The sequence below is a fragment of the Brassicibacter thermophilus genome (assembly GCF_055378355.1).
The window spans coordinates 465242-484029 of record NZ_AP042446.1 but is presented as its reverse complement, the minus strand read 5'-3'; the positions used below and the strand labels follow the sequence as shown (position 1 = coordinate 484029).

General features: G+C 28.7%; 16 protein-coding genes and 1 other annotated feature (1 of these 17 cut by a window edge). Of the genes, 7 read left to right on the top strand and 9 right to left on the bottom strand.

What is annotated here, in order from left to right; all coding sequences use genetic code 11:
• Nucleotides 1–59 precede the first annotated feature (59 nt).
• Nucleotides 60–1541, top strand: coding sequence for an ISLre2 family transposase (locus ACZ41D_RS02365; RefSeq protein WP_464150702.1), 1482 nt, complete (start codon nt 60–62; stop codon nt 1539–1541).
• Nucleotides 1542–2037: 496 nt separating this feature from the next.
• A complete protein-coding gene (murC, locus tag ACZ41D_RS02360; RefSeq protein ID WP_464152318.1) occupies nt 2038–3438 on the top strand; it encodes a UDP-N-acetylmuramate--L-alanine ligase in 1401 nt (466 codons plus the stop codon).
• Nucleotides 3439–3474: 36 nt separating this feature from the next.
• On the opposite strand, the gene ACZ41D_RS02355 is transcribed toward murC, so the two are convergent.
• From ACZ41D_RS02355 to ACZ41D_RS02315, 9 genes are all read right to left on the bottom strand, one after another.
• Nucleotides 3475–4452, bottom strand: coding sequence for an LCP family protein (locus ACZ41D_RS02355; protein ID WP_464152317.1), 978 nt, complete (start codon nt 4450–4452; stop codon nt 3475–3477).
• Nucleotides 4453–4950: 498 nt separating this feature from the next.
• Entirely contained in the window at nt 4951–6432 is a 1482-nt protein-coding gene (locus tag ACZ41D_RS02350) for an ISLre2 family transposase (protein WP_464150702.1), read from the bottom strand.
• 183 nt (nt 6433–6615) lie between these two features.
• A complete protein-coding gene (locus ACZ41D_RS02345) occupies nt 6616–7470 on the bottom strand; it encodes a 3-hydroxybutyryl-CoA dehydrogenase (RefSeq protein ID WP_464152316.1) in 855 nt (284 codons plus the stop codon).
• Between the two features lie 18 nt (nt 7471–7488).
• On the bottom strand, nt 7489–8268 hold the full coding sequence (locus ACZ41D_RS02340; protein ID WP_464152315.1) for a short-chain-enoyl-CoA hydratase: 780 nt from the start codon (nt 8266–8268) through the stop codon (nt 7489–7491).
• A gap of 402 nt (nt 8269–8670) precedes the next feature.
• Nucleotides 8671–9747, bottom strand: a complete 1077-nt coding sequence (locus ACZ41D_RS02335) for an NHL repeat-containing protein (RefSeq protein ID WP_464152314.1) — start codon at nt 9745–9747, stop codon at nt 8671–8673.
• 36 nt (nt 9748–9783) lie between these two features.
• Nucleotides 9784–10110, bottom strand: coding sequence for a redoxin domain-containing protein (locus ACZ41D_RS02330; protein WP_464152313.1), 327 nt, complete (start codon nt 10108–10110; stop codon nt 9784–9786).
• A 74-nt stretch (nt 10111–10184) separates the two neighbouring features.
• Nucleotides 10185–11687 (bottom strand): DUF92 domain-containing protein, encoded by a 1503-nt coding sequence (locus tag ACZ41D_RS02325; protein ID WP_464152312.1) that lies wholly within the window; start codon nt 11685–11687, stop codon nt 10185–10187.
• 12 nt (nt 11688–11699) lie between these two features.
• Nucleotides 11700–13034 (bottom strand): glucose-6-phosphate isomerase, encoded by a 1335-nt coding sequence (locus tag ACZ41D_RS02320; RefSeq protein ID WP_464152311.1) that lies wholly within the window; start codon nt 13032–13034, stop codon nt 11700–11702.
• Between the two features lie 23 nt (nt 13035–13057).
• Nucleotides 13058–14185, bottom strand: a complete 1128-nt coding sequence (locus ACZ41D_RS02315) for a SpoIIE family protein phosphatase (protein ID WP_464152310.1) — start codon at nt 14183–14185, stop codon at nt 13058–13060.
• 241 nt (nt 14186–14426) lie between these two features.
• On the opposite strand from ACZ41D_RS02315, the gene ACZ41D_RS02310 reads away from it, so the two are divergent.
• The 5 genes from ACZ41D_RS02310 (at nt 14427) to ACZ41D_RS02290 (ending at nt 18556) form a co-directional block, all read left to right on the top strand.
• Entirely contained in the window at nt 14427–15143 is a 717-nt protein-coding gene (locus tag ACZ41D_RS02310; RefSeq protein WP_464152309.1) for a hypothetical protein, read from the top strand.
• Between the two features lie 125 nt (nt 15144–15268).
• A complete protein-coding gene (locus tag ACZ41D_RS02305) occupies nt 15269–16636 on the top strand; it encodes an MATE family efflux transporter (RefSeq protein WP_464152308.1) in 1368 nt (455 codons plus the stop codon).
• A 139-nt stretch (nt 16637–16775) separates the two neighbouring features.
• On the top strand, nt 16776–17159 hold the full coding sequence (locus ACZ41D_RS02300; RefSeq protein ID WP_464152307.1) for a THUMP domain-containing protein: 384 nt from the start codon (nt 16776–16778) through the stop codon (nt 17157–17159).
• Nucleotides 17160–17317: 158 nt separating this feature from the next.
• Nucleotides 17318–17911 carry a THUMP domain-containing class I SAM-dependent RNA methyltransferase gene (locus ACZ41D_RS02295; RefSeq protein ID WP_464152306.1) on the top strand — a complete coding sequence of 198 codons (594 nt, stop codon included), beginning with the start codon at nt 17318–17320 and terminating at the stop codon, nt 17909–17911.
• A gap of 273 nt (nt 17912–18184) precedes the next feature.
• Complete coding sequence (locus ACZ41D_RS02290) at nt 18185–18556, top strand: class II SORL domain-containing protein (protein WP_464152305.1); 372 nt, start codon at nt 18185–18187, stop codon at nt 18554–18556.
• 62 nt (nt 18557–18618) lie between these two features.
• Nucleotides 18619–18788 (top strand) — a binding site (T-box leader) (it continues 36 nt past the right edge of the window).

The window sequence follows — 18788 nt, the reverse complement described above, 5'->3', positions numbered from 1 at the left end:
ATATATGAATCATCCAATATAATAGTAATTAATAAGAAAACTATAAAAGGGATGATTACATGTATAATATAAGTTTAGATGAAAAAGAAATTAATTTCAAGAACTTAGAGAAAATTATATATAAGCTTGTATGCCGACAGGCATGTGAAATGCTCGTAGAGCTATTAGAAAAATTAGATAATAAATTAATGAAAGAAAGAGATAAAGAAGAATATAGAAATAAAGGATTAAAGAAAACTACCATAAAAACAATAATGGGCGAAATTGAATATAAACGTAGAATATATCAATATACTACACAAGAGGGTAAAAGAGGTTACAAATGCCTTTTAGATGAATACTTAAAAATGGAAACCATAGGACATATATCTACAAATCTAGTAGAAAAAATAGTAGATCTAGCAACAGATGAATCATATAGAAAAACAGCAAATAAAATAACAGAAATGACAAACCAAAGTATAAGTCATTCAGCAGCTTGGAACATAATACAAAACTTAGGAGAACAACTAAAACAAAAAGAAAAACACGAAATAAAATTAAACAACGAAGAAAAATTACAAGGCAAAAAAGAAACAAAAATATTGTTTGAAGAAATGGATGGAGTGTGGATAAATATCCAAGGTAAAGATAAAAAGACTAAGGGAAAAGAGAAAAAAGAACTAAAATTAGGAATTTTTTATGAAGGCTGGGAGAAGAAGCATGAGAAAAAAGATAGATATGTACTAAAGAACAAAAAAGCATATGCAAGCTTTGGAAGTAGTAAAGAATTTAGAAAACTAAGACAAGCCAAAATAGCGAAACAATATAATACTGACGAAATAGAAACAAAAATAGTAAATGGAGATGGAGCAAACTGGATAAAAGAAGTTATAAAAGAAGACAATTCACACTTTCAATTAGATCCATTTCATAGAAATCAAGCAGTACTTAAGAACATAGAAGATAAGAAAAAGGCAAAAGAAATAATAAAGAAACTAAGCAATGGTAACATAGAAGAAGGATTAGAAATGATAACAAAACTAATGATAGAAAACAATGATAATCAAAAGAAAATGAAGAAATTACAGGCACTATATAATTACCTAGTAAACAACAAAGAAGGGATAGTGCTCTACAAACTTCGCCCAGACATAAATATGCCGCAACCACCAGAAGGAATTAAATATAGAAATCTAGGAACAATGGAACATAGCATATGTGATATATTAGCACAAAGGATGAAAGGGAATAAAACAAGTTGGTCAATACAAGGAGCCAGTAACTTAGCCAAGATACTAGCAGAAAAAGCAAGCAAAGAATTAGCAACAACAATAAAATCACTACTGAACAAAGAAATAAAAGAAGAAAAGCTTGAAGAAATAATAGAAAAAGTAGGATTAACAGCAGCAGAAGTAAATAAAAAGCCAAAGAAAAGCAAGATATACAAACACAAAAGAGCAAGCATGCCATTTAGTCAATGTTCAGTAACTAACGGAAGAAAAGCCATAAAGGACATGTTAGGTTGCAAATGTGCAAGTCAAATGAACCTAAGTTTTTAATATCTAATATATTATATAACTTAAAAGAATAAGCTAACATACGATACCTATGCTCTAATATAAGCCTAAAAAAATACAACATAATAGAGCATTAATACTGATGAATAAATAGAATTAGACCTAAAAATAGGGCTCTCAGACTTATTGTTATTCTATAATCATAAGTCTAGTATTATAGAATAACAATTTTGAAATCATTGTAAAGTATATGTAAATTTATTTTTAAAATTGTAGAAAGTATAAATAGAATACTCTTGCCCTATCGGGCATAAAAACATAATTAAAACAGCAAAATTGGATGATTAAATTTAAAAATAATAATTTTGCCAACTTTTACTTGACAGTATCTCAATATATGTTTCTCTTTATGTTACAAATCTATTATGATATAATCAAACAGTAGCAAATTAAAAATTTAAGCAATAATATGATATTAATGTAATTATTGGTAATAATATAAAAGAAGTAATATAAATCTTCTTTAGGAGGTTTCGTAATGTTTTCATTCGATATAAATGATCATATATTTAAACATGTACATTTTATAGGCATAGGCGGTATTAGCATGAGTGGATTAGCAGAAATTTTGCTTGCAAATGATTATAAAGTTACTGGATCAGACATGAATAATTCCCCTTTACTTAAAAATTTAGAAAGCAAAGGTGCAAAAATCTTTATAGGTCATGATAAAAATAATGTAAAGGGCGCTGATCTAATCGTCTATACAGATGCTATATCATTTGATAATCCTGAATATTTAGCAGGAAAGGAATTTGATATTCCAACAATTGATAGAGCAACTTTTCTTGGACAAATAATGAGAAAATATAAAAATTCTATAGCAGTTTCTGGCACTCATGGAAAAACAACAACAACAAGTATGTTATCAGTTATATTAACTAATTCTTCTATCGATCCTACAATACTACTTGGTGGTGAACTAAACAAAATTGGAGGAAACGTAAAAATAGGAAAAAATAACTGCTTATTGACTGAAGCTTGCGAATATAAAGGAAATATATTGAAATTTAACCCAACTATAGCAATTGTATTAAATATTGAGAAAGACCATCTCGATTATTATAAAAATCTCCAACATATTATTGATACTTTTAGAAAATATATTGAAAATTTGCCTAAAGATAAACTTCTAATAATAAATAACGATGATGAAAATGTAAAGAATGCATCAAAAAATGCAAAATGTAAAATAGTAACTTTTGGAATAAAGAATAATAGTGACTTTAAAGCAACAGACATAAAATTTGATAAAAAAGGATGTGCCCAATTTAACCTCATTATTCGTGATAATTCTTATAAAATATCTCTTAATGTAATGGGTATACATAATGTATATAATGCCCTAGCTTCTATTGCTACAGCATATTATTGTAATATTCCTATGGATACAATAATTAGTTCTATAAAAGAATTTAATGGCACACACAGAAGATTAGAATACAAGGGCAGCTTTAATAATATTACCGTATTAGATGATTATGCTCATCACCCAACAGAAATAATAGCCTCTTTAAAAGCTATAAAAAATATAAGCTATAATAAAATATGGTGTGTTTTTCAACCTCATACCTATACTAGAACAAAAGCCCTCTTATCAGATTTTGCAACTTCCTTTTATGATGCTAACAAAGTAATAATACCAGATATCTATCCCGCAAGAGAAAAAGACACTGGACTAATTCATTCTAAAGATTTAGTAAAGGCATTAATAAAAAACAACGTAGATGCTACTTATTTTAGTAATTTCGAAGAAATAACTGATTACTTACTTAAAAATGCTAATGAAGGTGATGTCATAGTAACTATGGGCGCAGGAAATGTATATAAAATAGGAGAAATGTTGCTTAAAGAAAAACAATTAACAAATATATGCTAAAAAGGATTCTTATTTTCATAAGAATCCTTTTTAATATTAATTTGTTTCTTCTTTTACATTGTATAGTTCCATCATAAGTTCTCTTACTTTTTCTTTATCATAGATGAAATAGCTTCGTTTTAATCCACCATATGTTCTGTTTTCTGCCTCTCCATCTATTGTTTTAATAGAAAAATCATCCCCACTAATTCCTATAGCTTGACCTGCGTAAAGCAAAGCATCTGTTAACTTCATATCTGTTTTTACATAGTTGAAACAAGTTTTAACTACTGTAGGAAGCTTAAAACTTAATGCTTTTTTTAAAGCAGATTGTATAAATTGCTGCTGTGCCCTAACTCTTCCTAAATCACCATCAGGATATCCTACAGTCATATCATTGTTATGTCTCCAGCGCAAAAACTTTATCGCATTTTCCCCGTCTAATACCTGTTTTCCCTTAGGTATATCTATAATCAAAGGAGGGTTATCTGTAGGGTCTTTATATTCCATATGGAAAGGAACGTTTACTTCAACTCCTCCCAATACATCTACAACCTTTTTTACTCCTTCATAGTCAACAATTATATAATGTTCGATTGGTATGTCTCCCAATAAATTAGAAACTGCAGCCTTAATTCCAGAAATTCCTTCATCACCATATACTGCATTTATTTTTCTCTTGTCAGCATGTTCATATCCTGGTCTGTAATAGTAAGTATCTCTAGGAATTGAAAACATATCAACTTTGTTCTCTTTGGGATCAAAACTTGCAAAAATAATAGTATCCGTTCTTGGCCCTTCCATTCCTAAAAGCAAAAAATTGACCCTTTTACTTTCAGATATAGCTTTTTTAAATGGGTCTTTTATGCCTTCATCCTCTATATCACTTTCTTTTTTTTCATTTTCCATACCCGTTGCTTCATTAATAACATTATTATCAGAATTATAGAATTTAAAAAATGTAAATAGTCCTGCTACCATTGCTAAAGCAAAGCACAAAAATGCAATGGAAAAAACCTTTAAAAAATGTTTCATAACATATGCCACCTCTCAAATATATGAGTATAAATATTATATCATTTAAAGAATAGTAATTAGATTAAAAATATATTACAAATTCTTTTCCTGTATACTTAAAAAATTATATCATTAGTTATTTAGTTTTGCAATAAATCAGCTATAACAGATACTGTCAAGTAAAAGTTGGCAAAATTATTATTTTTAAATTTAATCATCCAATTTTGCTGTTTTAATTATGTTTTTATGCCCGATAGGGCAAGAGTATTCTATTTATACTTTCTACAATTTTAAAAATAAATTTACATATACTTTACAATGATTTCAAAATTGTTATTCTATAATACTAGACTTATGATTATAGAATAACAATAAGTCTGAGAGCCCTATTTTTAGGTCTAATTCTATTTATTCATCAGTATTAATGCTCTATTATGTTGTATTTTTTTAGGCTTATATTAGAGCATAGGTATCGTATGTTAGCTTATTCTTTTAAGTTATATAATATATTAGATATTAAAAACTTAGGTTCATTTGACTTGCACATTTGCAACCTAACATGTCCTTTATGGCTTTTCTTCCGTTAGTTACTGAACATTGACTAAATGGCATGCTTGCTCTTTTGTGTTTGTATATCTTGCTTTTCTTTGGCTTTTTATTTACTTCTGCTGCTGTTAATCCTACTTTTTCTATTATTTCTTCAAGCTTTTCTTCTTTTATTTCTTTGTTCAGTAGTGATTTTATTGTTGTTGCTAATTCTTTGCTTGCTTTTTCTGCTAGTATCTTGGCTAAGTTACTGGCTCCTTGTATTGACCAACTTGTTTTATTCCCTTTCATCCTTTGTGCTAATATATCACATATGCTATGTTCCATTGTTCCTAGATTTCTATATTTAATTCCTTCTGGTGGTTGCGGCATATTTATGTCTGGGCGAAGTTTGTAGAGCACTATCCCTTCTTTGTTGTTTACTAGGTAATTATATAGTGCCTGTAATTTCTTCATTTTCTTTTGATTATCATTGTTTTCTATCATTAGTTTTGTTATCATTTCTAATCCTTCTTCTATGTTACCATTGCTTAGTTTCTTTATTATTTCTTTTGCCTTTTTCTTATCTTCTATGTTCTTAAGTACTGCTTGATTTCTATGAAATGGATCTAATTGAAAGTGTGAATTGTCTTCTTTTATAACTTCTTTTATCCAGTTTGCTCCATCTCCATTTACTATTTTTGTTTCTATTTCGTCAGTATTATATTGTTTCGCTATTTTGGCTTGTCTTAGTTTTCTAAATTCTTTACTACTTCCAAAGCTTGCATATGCTTTTTTGTTCTTTAGTACATATCTATCTTTTTTCTCATGCTTCTTCTCCCAGCCTTCATAAAAAATTCCTAATTTTAGTTCTTTTTTCTCTTTTCCCTTAGTCTTTTTATCTTTACCTTGGATATTTATCCACACTCCATCCATTTCTTCAAACAATATTTTTGTTTCTTTTTTGCCTTGTAATTTTTCTTCGTTGTTTAATTTTATTTCGTGTTTTTCTTTTTGTTTTAGTTGTTCTCCTAAGTTTTGTATTATGTTCCAAGCTGCTGAATGACTTATACTTTGGTTTGTCATTTCTGTTATTTTATTTGCTGTTTTTCTATATGATTCATCTGTTGCTAGATCTACTATTTTTTCTACTAGATTTGTAGATATATGTCCTATGGTTTCCATTTTTAAGTATTCATCTAAAAGGCATTTGTAACCTCTTTTACCCTCTTGTGTAGTATATTGATATATTCTACGTTTATATTCAATTTCGCCCATTATTGTTTTTATGGTAGTTTTCTTTAATCCTTTATTTCTATATTCTTCTTTATCTCTTTCTTTCATTAATTTATTATCTAATTTTTCTAATAGCTCTACGAGCATTTCACATGCCTGTCGGCATACAAGCTTATATATAATTTTCTCTAAGTTCTTGAAATTAATTTCTTTTTCATCTAAACTTATATTATACATGTAATCATCCCTTTTATAGTTTTCTTATTAATTACTATTATATTGGATGATTCATATATGTTAAAGGTGCTTTCGGGCATCTTTTTCATTTTTGTTGTTTTTGCCTACTAAAATTATACTCTAAGGCTATAACAAAATAGTAAAATAGAAGGAGCTAATATAATATTAGCTCCTTCTATTTTACTATTTACTATAATCATAAAAACCTTTCCCAGTTTTTCTACCTAATAATCCACCTCTTACCATTTTCCTCAAAAGAGGATGTGCTCTATACTTTGAATCTTTAAATTCTTCATAAAGTACATCCATTATAGCCAAGCAAACATCATTCCCAATTAAATCACTTAGTGCTAAAGGTCCTATTGGGTGATTAGCCCCAAGTTTCATAGCATTATCTATATCTTCTGCACTAGCAATACCCTCTGCAAGTATACCAACTGCTTCATTAATCATTGGAATAAGTATTCTATTAACAATAAATCCAGGAGCTTCTTCTACTTCTACAGGAGTCTTTCCAAGCTGTTCTGCTAAACTTAATATTTTACATTTAGTATCTTCTGATGTAGCTATACCTTTTATAACTTCAACAAGTTTCATAACAGGAACAGGGTTAAAGAAATGCATTCCAATAACTTTATCAGGTCTACTTGTCACACTTGATATTTCAGTTATTGATAAAGAAGAAGTATTTGTAGCTAATATAGCTTCTTCTTTACATACTTCATCAAGTTTCTTAAATATCTCCTTTTTAAGCTCCATATTCTCAGATATTGCCTCGATAACAAGATCACAATCTTTAAGGTCATTATAATCAGTAGTAATGCTTACTCTGTTTAATATAGCTTCTTTTTCCTCTTCAGTTATTTTCTCCTTCTTTACCTTTCTGTCTAAATTTTTTGCAACCTTATTTAAGCTAGCTCTTGGTGCTTTTTCATCAATGTTTCTAACTACCATAACAACATCCATATCTTTTTCTGCAAGCACCTGTACAATACCTGAACTCATAGTTCCCCTTCCAAGAACTCCTATTTTTTTCATATAAATACACCCCCATTTTTATTTTAAAGTAAAATTAGGCTTTCTTTTCTCTAAAAATGCACTCATTCCTTCTTTTTGATCCTCTGAAGAAAAACATAACCCAAACAAATCTTTTTCAATAGACATGCCTGTCTCAATATCACTTTCAATTCCTCTATTTATTGCGGTTTTAGCATACCTAACTGCAAGCTGACCATTGCTAGCTATTTTCTTCGCTAAATTTATAGCTTCATCCATTAATTTGTCTTGCGGAACAACTTTATTTACTAAGCCTATTTTCTCAGCTTCATTTGCATCTATCATATCCCCGGTAAAAATAAGTTCCTTTGCTTTACCTAAACCAACTAACCTTGCTAATCTCTGTGTACCTGCAAAGCCTGGTATAATACCAAGTCCTACCTCTGGTTGTCCAAATTTAGCTTTTTCACCAGCAATTCTTATGTCACAACAAAGAGCAAGTTCACATCCACCACCTAAAGCATAACCATTTACTGCTGCAATTACTGGCTTTTCCATAATTTCAATTTTCCTAAATGTTTCTAAACCTAATTTTGCAAATTTTCTAGCTTCTATTGGATTCTTATCTTTCATCTCACTTATATCTGCCCCTGCAACAAAAGCTTTGCCATCACCAGTAATAATAATTATATGTACATCCTCATCTCTTTCCAGCTCCTCAACTGCATTTTTTAATTCCATTAAAGTTTTCGTATTTAGGGCATTTAATGATTTTGGTTTGCTAATAGTCAAAATACATATATTATCTTGCTTTTTTAATAAAACGCTTTCATAGCCCATCCTACCCCTCCTAAAAAATTATTAATTTTTAATTCTATGTATACTTTATCAGATTGTTAATAAAAAATCAATCTTTAAAATTATACAATATACTTTGATTTTTTCGATTTTCACCACATTTAAATATTTATGTTATTATATATAAACAAATCTTAACATTAAACATGTTAATAAGCATAAAGCTTATAATATCGTATTTTTCTTTCACTTATATAAATTTTTTTTAAATTTAAGTATGTGAATATTACTACAAACTCAGATTTTTTATATAAGAAATTAAATAACAAAATAGTTTCTATAACTAGATGACTTTTTTAAATGAGAAAATTGCATAATAAAATATTTTATTATGCAATTTCATTTCCTAATTATCTAAATATAATGTTATAAAAAATGTTAAAACTACTCAATAATTAAATCTTTAATAATATCTTGCTCTATATCAAATACCCTAATTACATGATTGTTTGTATCTGCAATGTATAATAATCCCTCATTATATAAAATGTCATTAGGCTCATTAAGTGGTAAAATATTACACTCTTTTCCTTCTAAATTGCAAACCCCTTTCATAGGTCTACTTATTATAGTTTTAATTCTGTTTTTTTCTAAATTTGCTACTCTAATTGCATGATTATATGTGTCACAAATATATATATTATTATCATGATAACAAAGACCCATGGGATGTTGTAATAATGCAACTCTAAAACTTCCATCTTTATGTCCAAATTTAAACAATCCTTTTCCTATCAAAGTTCCAACAGTATCGTTATTTAAATCCACAAATCTTATTGAAGAAGTTTCACTATCACAAAAATATAGCTTACTCCCATCACTCGTTATACTACTAGGTTGAGCTAATTGAGCTTCTAATACATGTCCATCAAGGATATTCTCTTTCCCAGAACCTGCAAAGAGCTCTAACTGATATGTATTTATATCCATTCTCCATAACTGATGAGATCCAGCCATAGTTATATAGAGAAAATTATCTTGAATTACACCATCACAGGGAGAATTAAACTGGTGTTCATTTTTCCCGTTCCATAATATTGTTGTTACTGTCTTTTTTATGAGATCAATTTTTCTTAAAGCATGATTTCCTGTATCACACACATACAATGAATTGTTATAATATATTATCCCTTGAGGTTTGTAAAAAGACGCTTCATTATAATATCCATCATTAAGTCCCTTTTCTCCATTCCCAATTATCTCAATAACTTTCCCCGTTATTTTAGAATCTAATCTTACTACCAATATCCTATTATTATTTGAATCGCTAATAAATAACCTATTATTTACTTTATCAATACCTAATTTTGTAGGATATGAAAGAAGCCTTTTCTTTTTTCTCTTATATCTGATTTTAATTTTTTCTTTAGCTAGTGTTCCTATTATTTTAGCCATTTCTATTTCTCTTTTAATAACATTATCAACCTCATCTCTAAATCCTTCACAAGAAGTCTTATACACAATATTTCCATTAGGATCAATCAAAAGAAATGAGGGCTATGTAGTTATCCCATATATAGTCCACAATCTGTGATTATTATCCACTAGAATTGGGTAATTGATTTCATACCTCTCAATAGCAGAATTTATATTATCTACATCCATTTCATTACTAAATTTAGCTGAATGAATTCCTATAACAATAAAAGGTTCATATTTATATTTTTCTTCTAACCAAGCGATATCAGAAAGTGCATTTATGCAGTCTATAGACCCATACGTCCAAAAATCAAACAATACTACATGTCCCTTTATCTCGTCTAATGTCAAAGGTTTTTCAGTATTAAGCCATGTCATACCCTTCGGAAACGGTTTAAATTTCATAACACAACCCCCTAGAAACTTACTTATTATTTATAGTTATTCCCAATTTTAATATACCTATACCAGTAATTTCCTCAAAGAAATAAGTAAGTCATACTAGCTATTCCTATACTTAAAAAATTTACTAAATCATTATTAAAAAACTTAATTCCTCTAACAAATCTTGTAGGCTCACCATTATATATTTTCTTTTCAGTTTCTTTTTGTAAAGAATCACAATAGTATACACCTTGTAAGGTTGCTCCAAGAATTGAATCTATAATACAGCCAATAAACCCGCCAAGTGTTACGCTTTTCAAAATAATCATATATGAATAATTGCTCATATCTAATTTCAAAATATAAGCTATCACTACAGATGCAATCCCAATAAATTGTGCTCCTAGATAACCAGACAATGTCCCAAGAAAACTAATAGCTCCTGAAGTACCATTATCTACCCTCTTAAAAGTTCTTAAAGAAATAGGTTTTCCATGATTTAATACTCCTAATTCTGTAGCCCAGGTATCAGCATTTGAAGCTGCAAAAGATATCCCTATAGGAACTAAATAGATTGGATCTTTCGTAACATAATAAATTATAGAGTATATTAACCCTATACCTCCATTTGCAAACACCTGAAATATATCCCTGTTTCCTGTTTTATCAAATTGCTTTGCTACATCACTTTTTAAGTTCTTCTTATATTTACTTAATAAACTAGAAGAAACAAAGAAAAGGATCATTATAGTTCCACCATAAAGCCCAGAAGTTGCATATATACCACTTCCTAAAATTATTGCCCCTATGCTTCCACTTACTGTAAGTGATTTTCTGATATAAGCGACATACCCTATAATTGAACTGCCTAAAAATCCAATGCTTGCTCTAAATAATAGGGCAACTATTTCCATATCTGCAATTATAACCACACATAAGATTATTGATGATACTAGAGGTACAGAAAGGTTGTCCATTCCAAAAGGAGTTAATGCTTCCAATAAAGCAGCAAATGTAGATACTATAAAACTAACCTTAATAATAAACAAGCTAAAGCCATTGATTAGAGATAATAATATAAAGCTAACAAAAAAGGAAAAAAGAAACATAGCTATTGAGCCTTCAATTGTCTTGTTATTCTTAAATATTTTATATTTATGCCTTCCGTATTTTTGTCCTATAATAGCTGCAAAACCATCTCCATAGCCCATAATTAACACTGCTATGGCTCCTAAATACTTTCCTTTTATACCAAGTGAAGGATTGTTCCATAACAATAATACTAGTATCAAAAGTAATATAGGAAAATAAACTGTACCTAAATCAGATTTATTTTTCCCTCTTTCCATACTTTCAATAAGATTTTTTTTGTAAGATATATAATTTAATATTATAAACAGAATAGGTGGTAAAATAGCAAATTTTACATCCCTTATTAGAGGAATAGAAATAAGCCACCAATGAGATACACCAATGTGTATAAATTTACGCGTACCTTCACTATTACATACGCCTTTTTTTCTCAATATTTCTGAAATAAAAATAATCAATATAACAAATAAAATCGATAGGGCAGTACCTGCTATGTCATTAACCAAAGTCAATACCTCCTAATATTTAATATTTTTTCTCAATTCATAATACCCAGGTTTGCCCAGTAATGCAAACATGTTTTTCTTATAAGCTTCTACTCCTGGTTGGTCAAATGGGTTTACTCCTAACATATATCCACTTACTGCACAGGCTTTTTCAAAAAAGTATATTAGTTTACCAATGTAGTATTCATTAATTTCAGGAATTGATACTATCAAATTAGGAACATTTCCATCTTTATGAGCAATAATAGTCCCATAGCAAGCATTTTTATTCACAAAATCCATAGTCTTTCCTTTTAAATAATTAAGTCCATCTAAATTTTCCAGATCTTCTTTGATTACTATATCTTTTTTAGGATTTTCTACCTTTATTACAGTTTCAAATAAATTTCTTTTTCCATCTTGGATATACTGCCCTAACGAATGTAAATCAGTAGAAAAATTTACTGAGGAAGGGAAAATACCTTTTCCATCTTTGCCTTCGCTCTCTCCATATAGCTGCTTCCACCATTCTGAAAAGTATTTAAGTGAAGGCTCATAATTTACTAATATTTCAATATCCTTACCTTTTTTATACAAAATATTTCTTATAGCAGCATACTGATAACAATAGTTAGAACCTAAATCATTAATAGAATACTCATCTTGTCCATCCCTAGCTCCCTTAATTATCTCATCAATATCTATACCAGCAACAGCAATTGGAAGCAACCCTACTGGAGTAAGAACCGAAAATCTGCCTCCAATGTTATCATTGATAATAAAACTTTCATACCCTTCTTTTTCTGCTAATTTTCTGAGTGCTCCTTTAGATTTGTCTGTAGTAACATATATTCTTTCCTTTGCCCCTGTTTTCCCATACTTTTTCTCTAAGTATTCTTTAAAAATTCTAAATGCAATGGCAGGCTCAGTAGTAGTCCCTGATTTAGATATAACATTTATACTTATATCTTTACCATCTAATATGTCTAACAAATCTTTTAAATATGTACCACTTATATTGTTGCCTGCATAATATATCTCTGGAGTCCCTCTTTTACTTTTAGGAAGAATATTATAGAAGCTATGAGTTAAAGCTTCTACAACAGCTCTTGAACCTAAATAAGAGCCTCCTATGCCTATGACAATAAAAGCATCTGAATTCTTCTTTATTTTTAATGCTGCTTGCTTTATTCTTTTAAATTCATCTTTGTCATAATTTTTAGGATATTCGACCCAACCTAAAAATTCATTTCCACTACCTTTCCCTTCATGGATAAGAGTATGTGCTAATAATACTTGATCTTTCATATATACTATTTCATCTTCTTTTAATAAACTATTAGAATAATCAAAATATATATTTGTCATATCTATCCTCCTAGCAAATCATTTTATATCTGTTCTACTAATACCATAGCCAAATCATCTTTTTGTGTTCCTTGAACAAATTTCTGTAATTTACAATCAATTTCATATAACAAATTATCGCCGTTATTATTCTTTATTATATCCATCAACCTGTCAAAACCAAATTCATTATCAGAGTTATCTCTTGCTTCTATTATTCCATCAGTATATAACAAAATTTTATCCCCTTTAGTTAATGATACCTCTTTCTCATTATAACTAATACTATCAAATAAATAAGTTATAGGGAAATCCTTAGATTCTAATATCTTAACATCATTATTTCTAATAAGCAAAGGCATACAATTATGTCCTCCATTTGCATATTTAAAAGTTTTAGTTTTATTATTTATTATCCCATAAAAGATAGTAAAATAGTTATCATTATCTAAATTTAAATCAAGAAATCTCCTGTGCAATTCCGTTAATACTTTTCCAGGACTATTTATAGTATCCTTTATTGCCCTCATTGTTTGCCTAATAAACATAGTCATCATAGAAGCTGATATTCCATGACCTGCAACATCACTTATATATATGCCTGTTTGTTCTTTGTCAATATTAAATATGTCAAACATATCCCCACCTAATATTTCGCTTGGCTTGTATAAATAGTCTATCTTAAGTGAATTATACATTCCTTTTTGAGGAAGTATTTTTTCTTGTAAATTCCTTGCAAATTGTAAGTCTTTACTCATTTTTTCATTTTTTTCGATTAATTCATTTTCAAGCCTTTTTTCTTTGGTAACATCTCTAAATACTTCTACCGCAGCATATATTTCACCATTTACATTTCTTACAGGGGAACTTTTAACAGTAAATATTTTATCTCCAACTATCTCTTCTTTTTCCTCTACCTTACCTGTCTTAATTGTTTTATCAGTAATACATAACACACAAGGATGTTTTTTCCCTAAACACTCATAGCATCTTTCACCTAATAATTCCCTTCCAAGCCCTTCTTTCATTGTCCTATTAGCATATATTACAATTTTATCTTTGTTGACTACCCTAACCCAATCTACCATTCCATCGAGTACATCATAATAATTTAATCCTTGATAATTATTAATTTCTTTATGAAAATTTAAGTCATTTTTTCTATTCAACATAGTTTTCACTCCTAAAATATACCCTCACTTTTTTTATTGCTTATATTTTAATAATAACATATATTAATAATGAAATGATAAGCAAAACAAAAAAATGCAATAATATATAAAGGTGAAAAAAGTGAATAAAAAAAAATATTACAACATAATAATTATTATTTTATTATTCTTTATCTTTGTTAAAAGCCCATTTTATTATATCATTAGAAGCTATATTATAATGTACCCTTATAGCCTTAAAATGACAAAAGAAAGCATTATACAAAAAAAAGACATATACATATACATTCCTAGTGGTAGATATACAAAAGAAAAAGACTGGTATCCTTTTGTCCTAACATTTAATGATAATAAAGGTTTTTCTAGATACATTGGAAAAAATCTCTCTGTTACAGTATTATATAATTTTGGACATTTTATTCTTAGAGAAGGTAGTTCTTCATACTATAACCCAAATTCTAAATATTATAATAGTTTTTACGGAGCTTACATAATTTACAATAATGATAATCCAAAATCTCCTTTTGGTTTTAATGAAGATGGAAGTATAAATATTGATGAAATTTCCCTTATCCCAAAATATGACCAAGAAAGATTAGTACTCCCGTCTTTAGGTTGCCCAAGTAATATCATGGTTTTTAAAAATAATATTGAGTCTATAGAAAACGATGTAAAATATTTAAATATTGATGGGTGGACTAAAATAGATTCAGAAATAATAACCAATAGTCCAATTCATAAATATAAAAAATCGCAAATAGGATATATTCAATATGGAAAACCAATAGAAAAATACTATAACAATAAAGATTTTCCAATTATAAAACTTAAAGGAAGAGCTTATGTTAACTATTTAGAAAAATATGATGTTACGATAATAATGTATATAATGTCTCCTAATAATTTAGCTATTGAAGAATGTGACAAAAACATATTATCTAAGTCTACAATCAAATAAGGAATTTGCATAATTACTTTAAGATCAAAATTTTATTTCTTATCTATTATGCAATTTCCTTATTTATTTTGATACACGAAATAAATAATGGTATAATAAAATAAATTAACTATTCGGAGGTTATTATGGACTACAATGGTAAACGGGAACTAATTTTAAATGGAAAGATGGCAAAAGTAATATTATTACTGTCTGGTCCAATCATGTTAAATAACCTAATTCAAACTATTTATAATCTAACTGATACTCTTTGGGTCAGTAAAATTGGTGATATACAGGTTGCTGCAATAACCTTTGTTTGGCCAGTAATATTTTTCATGATGTCATTAGGAATGGGAGTTTCCATTGCTGGTACTGCACTAATATCTCAGTATATAGGCTCGAACAGTCTTGATGATGCCACTGATGTAGCAGGTCAAGTAATATCATTTTCTTTTTTATTGTCTTTATTGTTAGGATCTATTGGAGCACTATTGTCTCCCAAAATAGTAAGTGCGATGGGGGGATCTGGAGAACTTTATTATAACGCTGTAAATTATTTAAAAATAATGTTTTTAGGTATGCCCACAATGTTTTTATTTTTTTCATTTAACGCAATAATGCAAGGACAAGGAGATACTGTCACTCCAATGAAATTGGGTGCTACTTCGGTTACATTAAATATTATTCTTGATCCAATATTTATATTTGTTTTTAATTTAGGAATTAGCGGTGCAGCAATTGCAACAGTAATATCAAGAGGCTTGTTTGCCTTAATAGCTATATTTAGACTCTTTTCATCAGAAAACGGTATTAAGTTAACTAAAAATCATCTACATATTAACAAATCTGTGTTAAAAAAGATAATTAAGATAGGTCTACCTTCATCTATAGGTCAGTCAACTGCAGCTTTAGGTTTCACTATTTTAAATGTATTTATATACTCTTTTGGAGAATCTACAATGGCTGCATTTGGAATAGGTAACAGGATAAATTCTCTCATACTTATGCCTGCTATGGGAATAGGAAATGCTTTAGCTACAATAGTAGGACAAAATATTGGAGCAAATAATGTTAAAAGAGCAAAAGAAGCTGTTAAAACAAGTGCCATTTTATCAACAATATTTTTGGCAGCAGGTGGAATACTTATATTTAGTATAGCAGACAATGTTGTAGACCTTTTTGCAAATAGTACTGAAGTATTAGAACAAGGTACTTATTATTTAAAATTGATAACTCTCGCATTACCTTTGATGGGCTTTTTTCAAATTTTCATCGGTACATTTCAAGGCTCAGGACATACCATTTTAGCTATGATAATTATGGCTGGTAGACTGTGGGGATTAAGAATTCCATTAATTCTTATATTTAAAAATTATACCAATCTTGGGGAAAAATCCGTTTGGTTTGCTATGGTCCTAAGCAATGCAATAATATGTCTTATTGGTTTTGCTATATATTTGACAGGCAGATGTCAAAAGAAAGTAATAAAAGATAAAAATGAAATTGCATAATTACTACAAGGTCAAAATTTCTTAAATTATTTTAATATGAAATTTCCTCATTTGTTATAATAACTATAGAGATTGATTATTTACTTCAAAATCTATATATACTGAATTTAATTAAAATTGATATAGTGGGAGAAAAAATATGAAAGAAATAGAACTTATAGCGACATCTACCTTTGGTTTAGAATCAATTGTTAAGAAAGAAGTTTTAAATTTAGGATATAAAGATATAACAGTGGAAAATGGAAAAGTTACCTTTAAAGGAGATATTTCTAGTATCCCAAAATCAAATCTATGGCTAAGGTGTGCCGATAGGGTATTATTAAAAATTGGTGAATTTAAGGCTTTATCTTTTGAAGAATTATTTGAAAAAACTAAAGCACTTCCATGGGATGAATGGATAAGCATTGATGGTAAATTTACAGTAACAGGAAAATCGATAAAGTCTAAGTTATTTAGTGTACCAGATTGTCAAGCTATAGTTAAAAAAGCAATTGTAGAAAAACTAAAAAAAAATACAATGTAGAATGGTTTAAGGAAAATGGCCCTGAATATACTGTACAGGTATCCCTTCTCAAAGATGTTGCCACTTTAACTATAGATACTAGTGGAGCAGGATTACACAAAAGAGGGTATAGAGTAAAAAGTGTTATTGCTCCAATTAAAGAAACATTAGCTGCAGCAATGGTGTTATTGAGCTATTGGAATAAAGATAGAGTTTTATTAGATCCATTTTGTGGCTCAGGAACTATCCCTATAGAAGCAGCATTAATAGGTAAAAATATTGCACCTGGATTAAATCGCAGCTTTGCGTCAGAAGATTGGGAAGTCATAGGTAAAGATATTTGGAAAGCAGAAAAAATTAAAGCTTTAAAAGCCATTGATCAAAACGTTAATTTAAAAATTTATGCTTCTGATATAGACCATAAGGCAGTAAAAGCTGCTAAAGAAAATTCTTTTGAAGCTGGAGTAGATGATTGTATAGAATTCAGAAAAACTAATTTCTCAGATATAAATCTAGAGGAAAATTATGGTGTCATCATATGCAATCCTCCATACGGTGAAAGATTAAATGAATTTAAAAGCGTAAAAAAGTTATATATGGATATGGGAAAAAGCTTTAATAAACTTAAAACTTGGTCAAAATATGTAATTACATCTTGTGAAGATTTTGAAAAATTTTATGGTAAAAAAGCAGATAAAAAACGTAAATTATTTAATGGCAGAATAAAAGTCGATTACTATCAATTTTACGGTCCAAAACCCCCAAATAATTGAGAAAAGCAATATAATTACTTTAAATTTAAAAGTATTGACTATCGCCATTATTTAACCTCCTAATAAGTTAGAATCTCTTGTGATATATTTATGTAAATGTGGGTATATAATAAATATAAGATGTAAATGATTGCAAAGCATTGTTTAATCATTGTAGATAATCAAGAATAAATAATAAAATATTTCTAAAAATATTTCTATAAATATAGGGTATTATATTTTTATATCCATATTTGCAGTCATTAATAGAAAATAACAAAGGAGGTTGTAAATATGACTATTGGTAAATACTTGCAAAGTGGAGATTGGAAAGGTGAAAAACACGTTCCTGTTATTCATGTTCCAGAAAAAATTAAATCAGGGGAAGAAGTAGAATTAAAAATTGTAGTAGGTGAAGAGATTAAGCATCCCAATACTTTAGAACATCACATAGGATGGATCAAAGTTTTCTTTTTTGCGGATGGAGGAAAATTCCCAATTGAAATAGGTAGCTATAACTTTACTGCTCATGGAGAAAATGGAGTATTTAATGAACCAGTTATTTCTACAAAAATAAAACTAGATAAATCAGGCACTATTCATGCATTAAGCTACTGCAATATCCACGGCTTATGGGAAAATAGTAAAAAAATTATTGTCGAATAATAAAAATCTCTTCTTGACAACGAAGTAAATAATATATTATGATAAATAACAAAACATATACTAATTTGGCTATGAAAGATTTAGTAGTAACCTATAGCTTACATTTAGAGAGCAGACTGGTAGGTGAAAAGTCTGATGGGCATAGGATATGAATTACACTCTGGAGCTTCAATGGTAATGCATTGCGGTTATCATCCGTTAAAATGATAAAAGTGACATCTTTCATAGATGT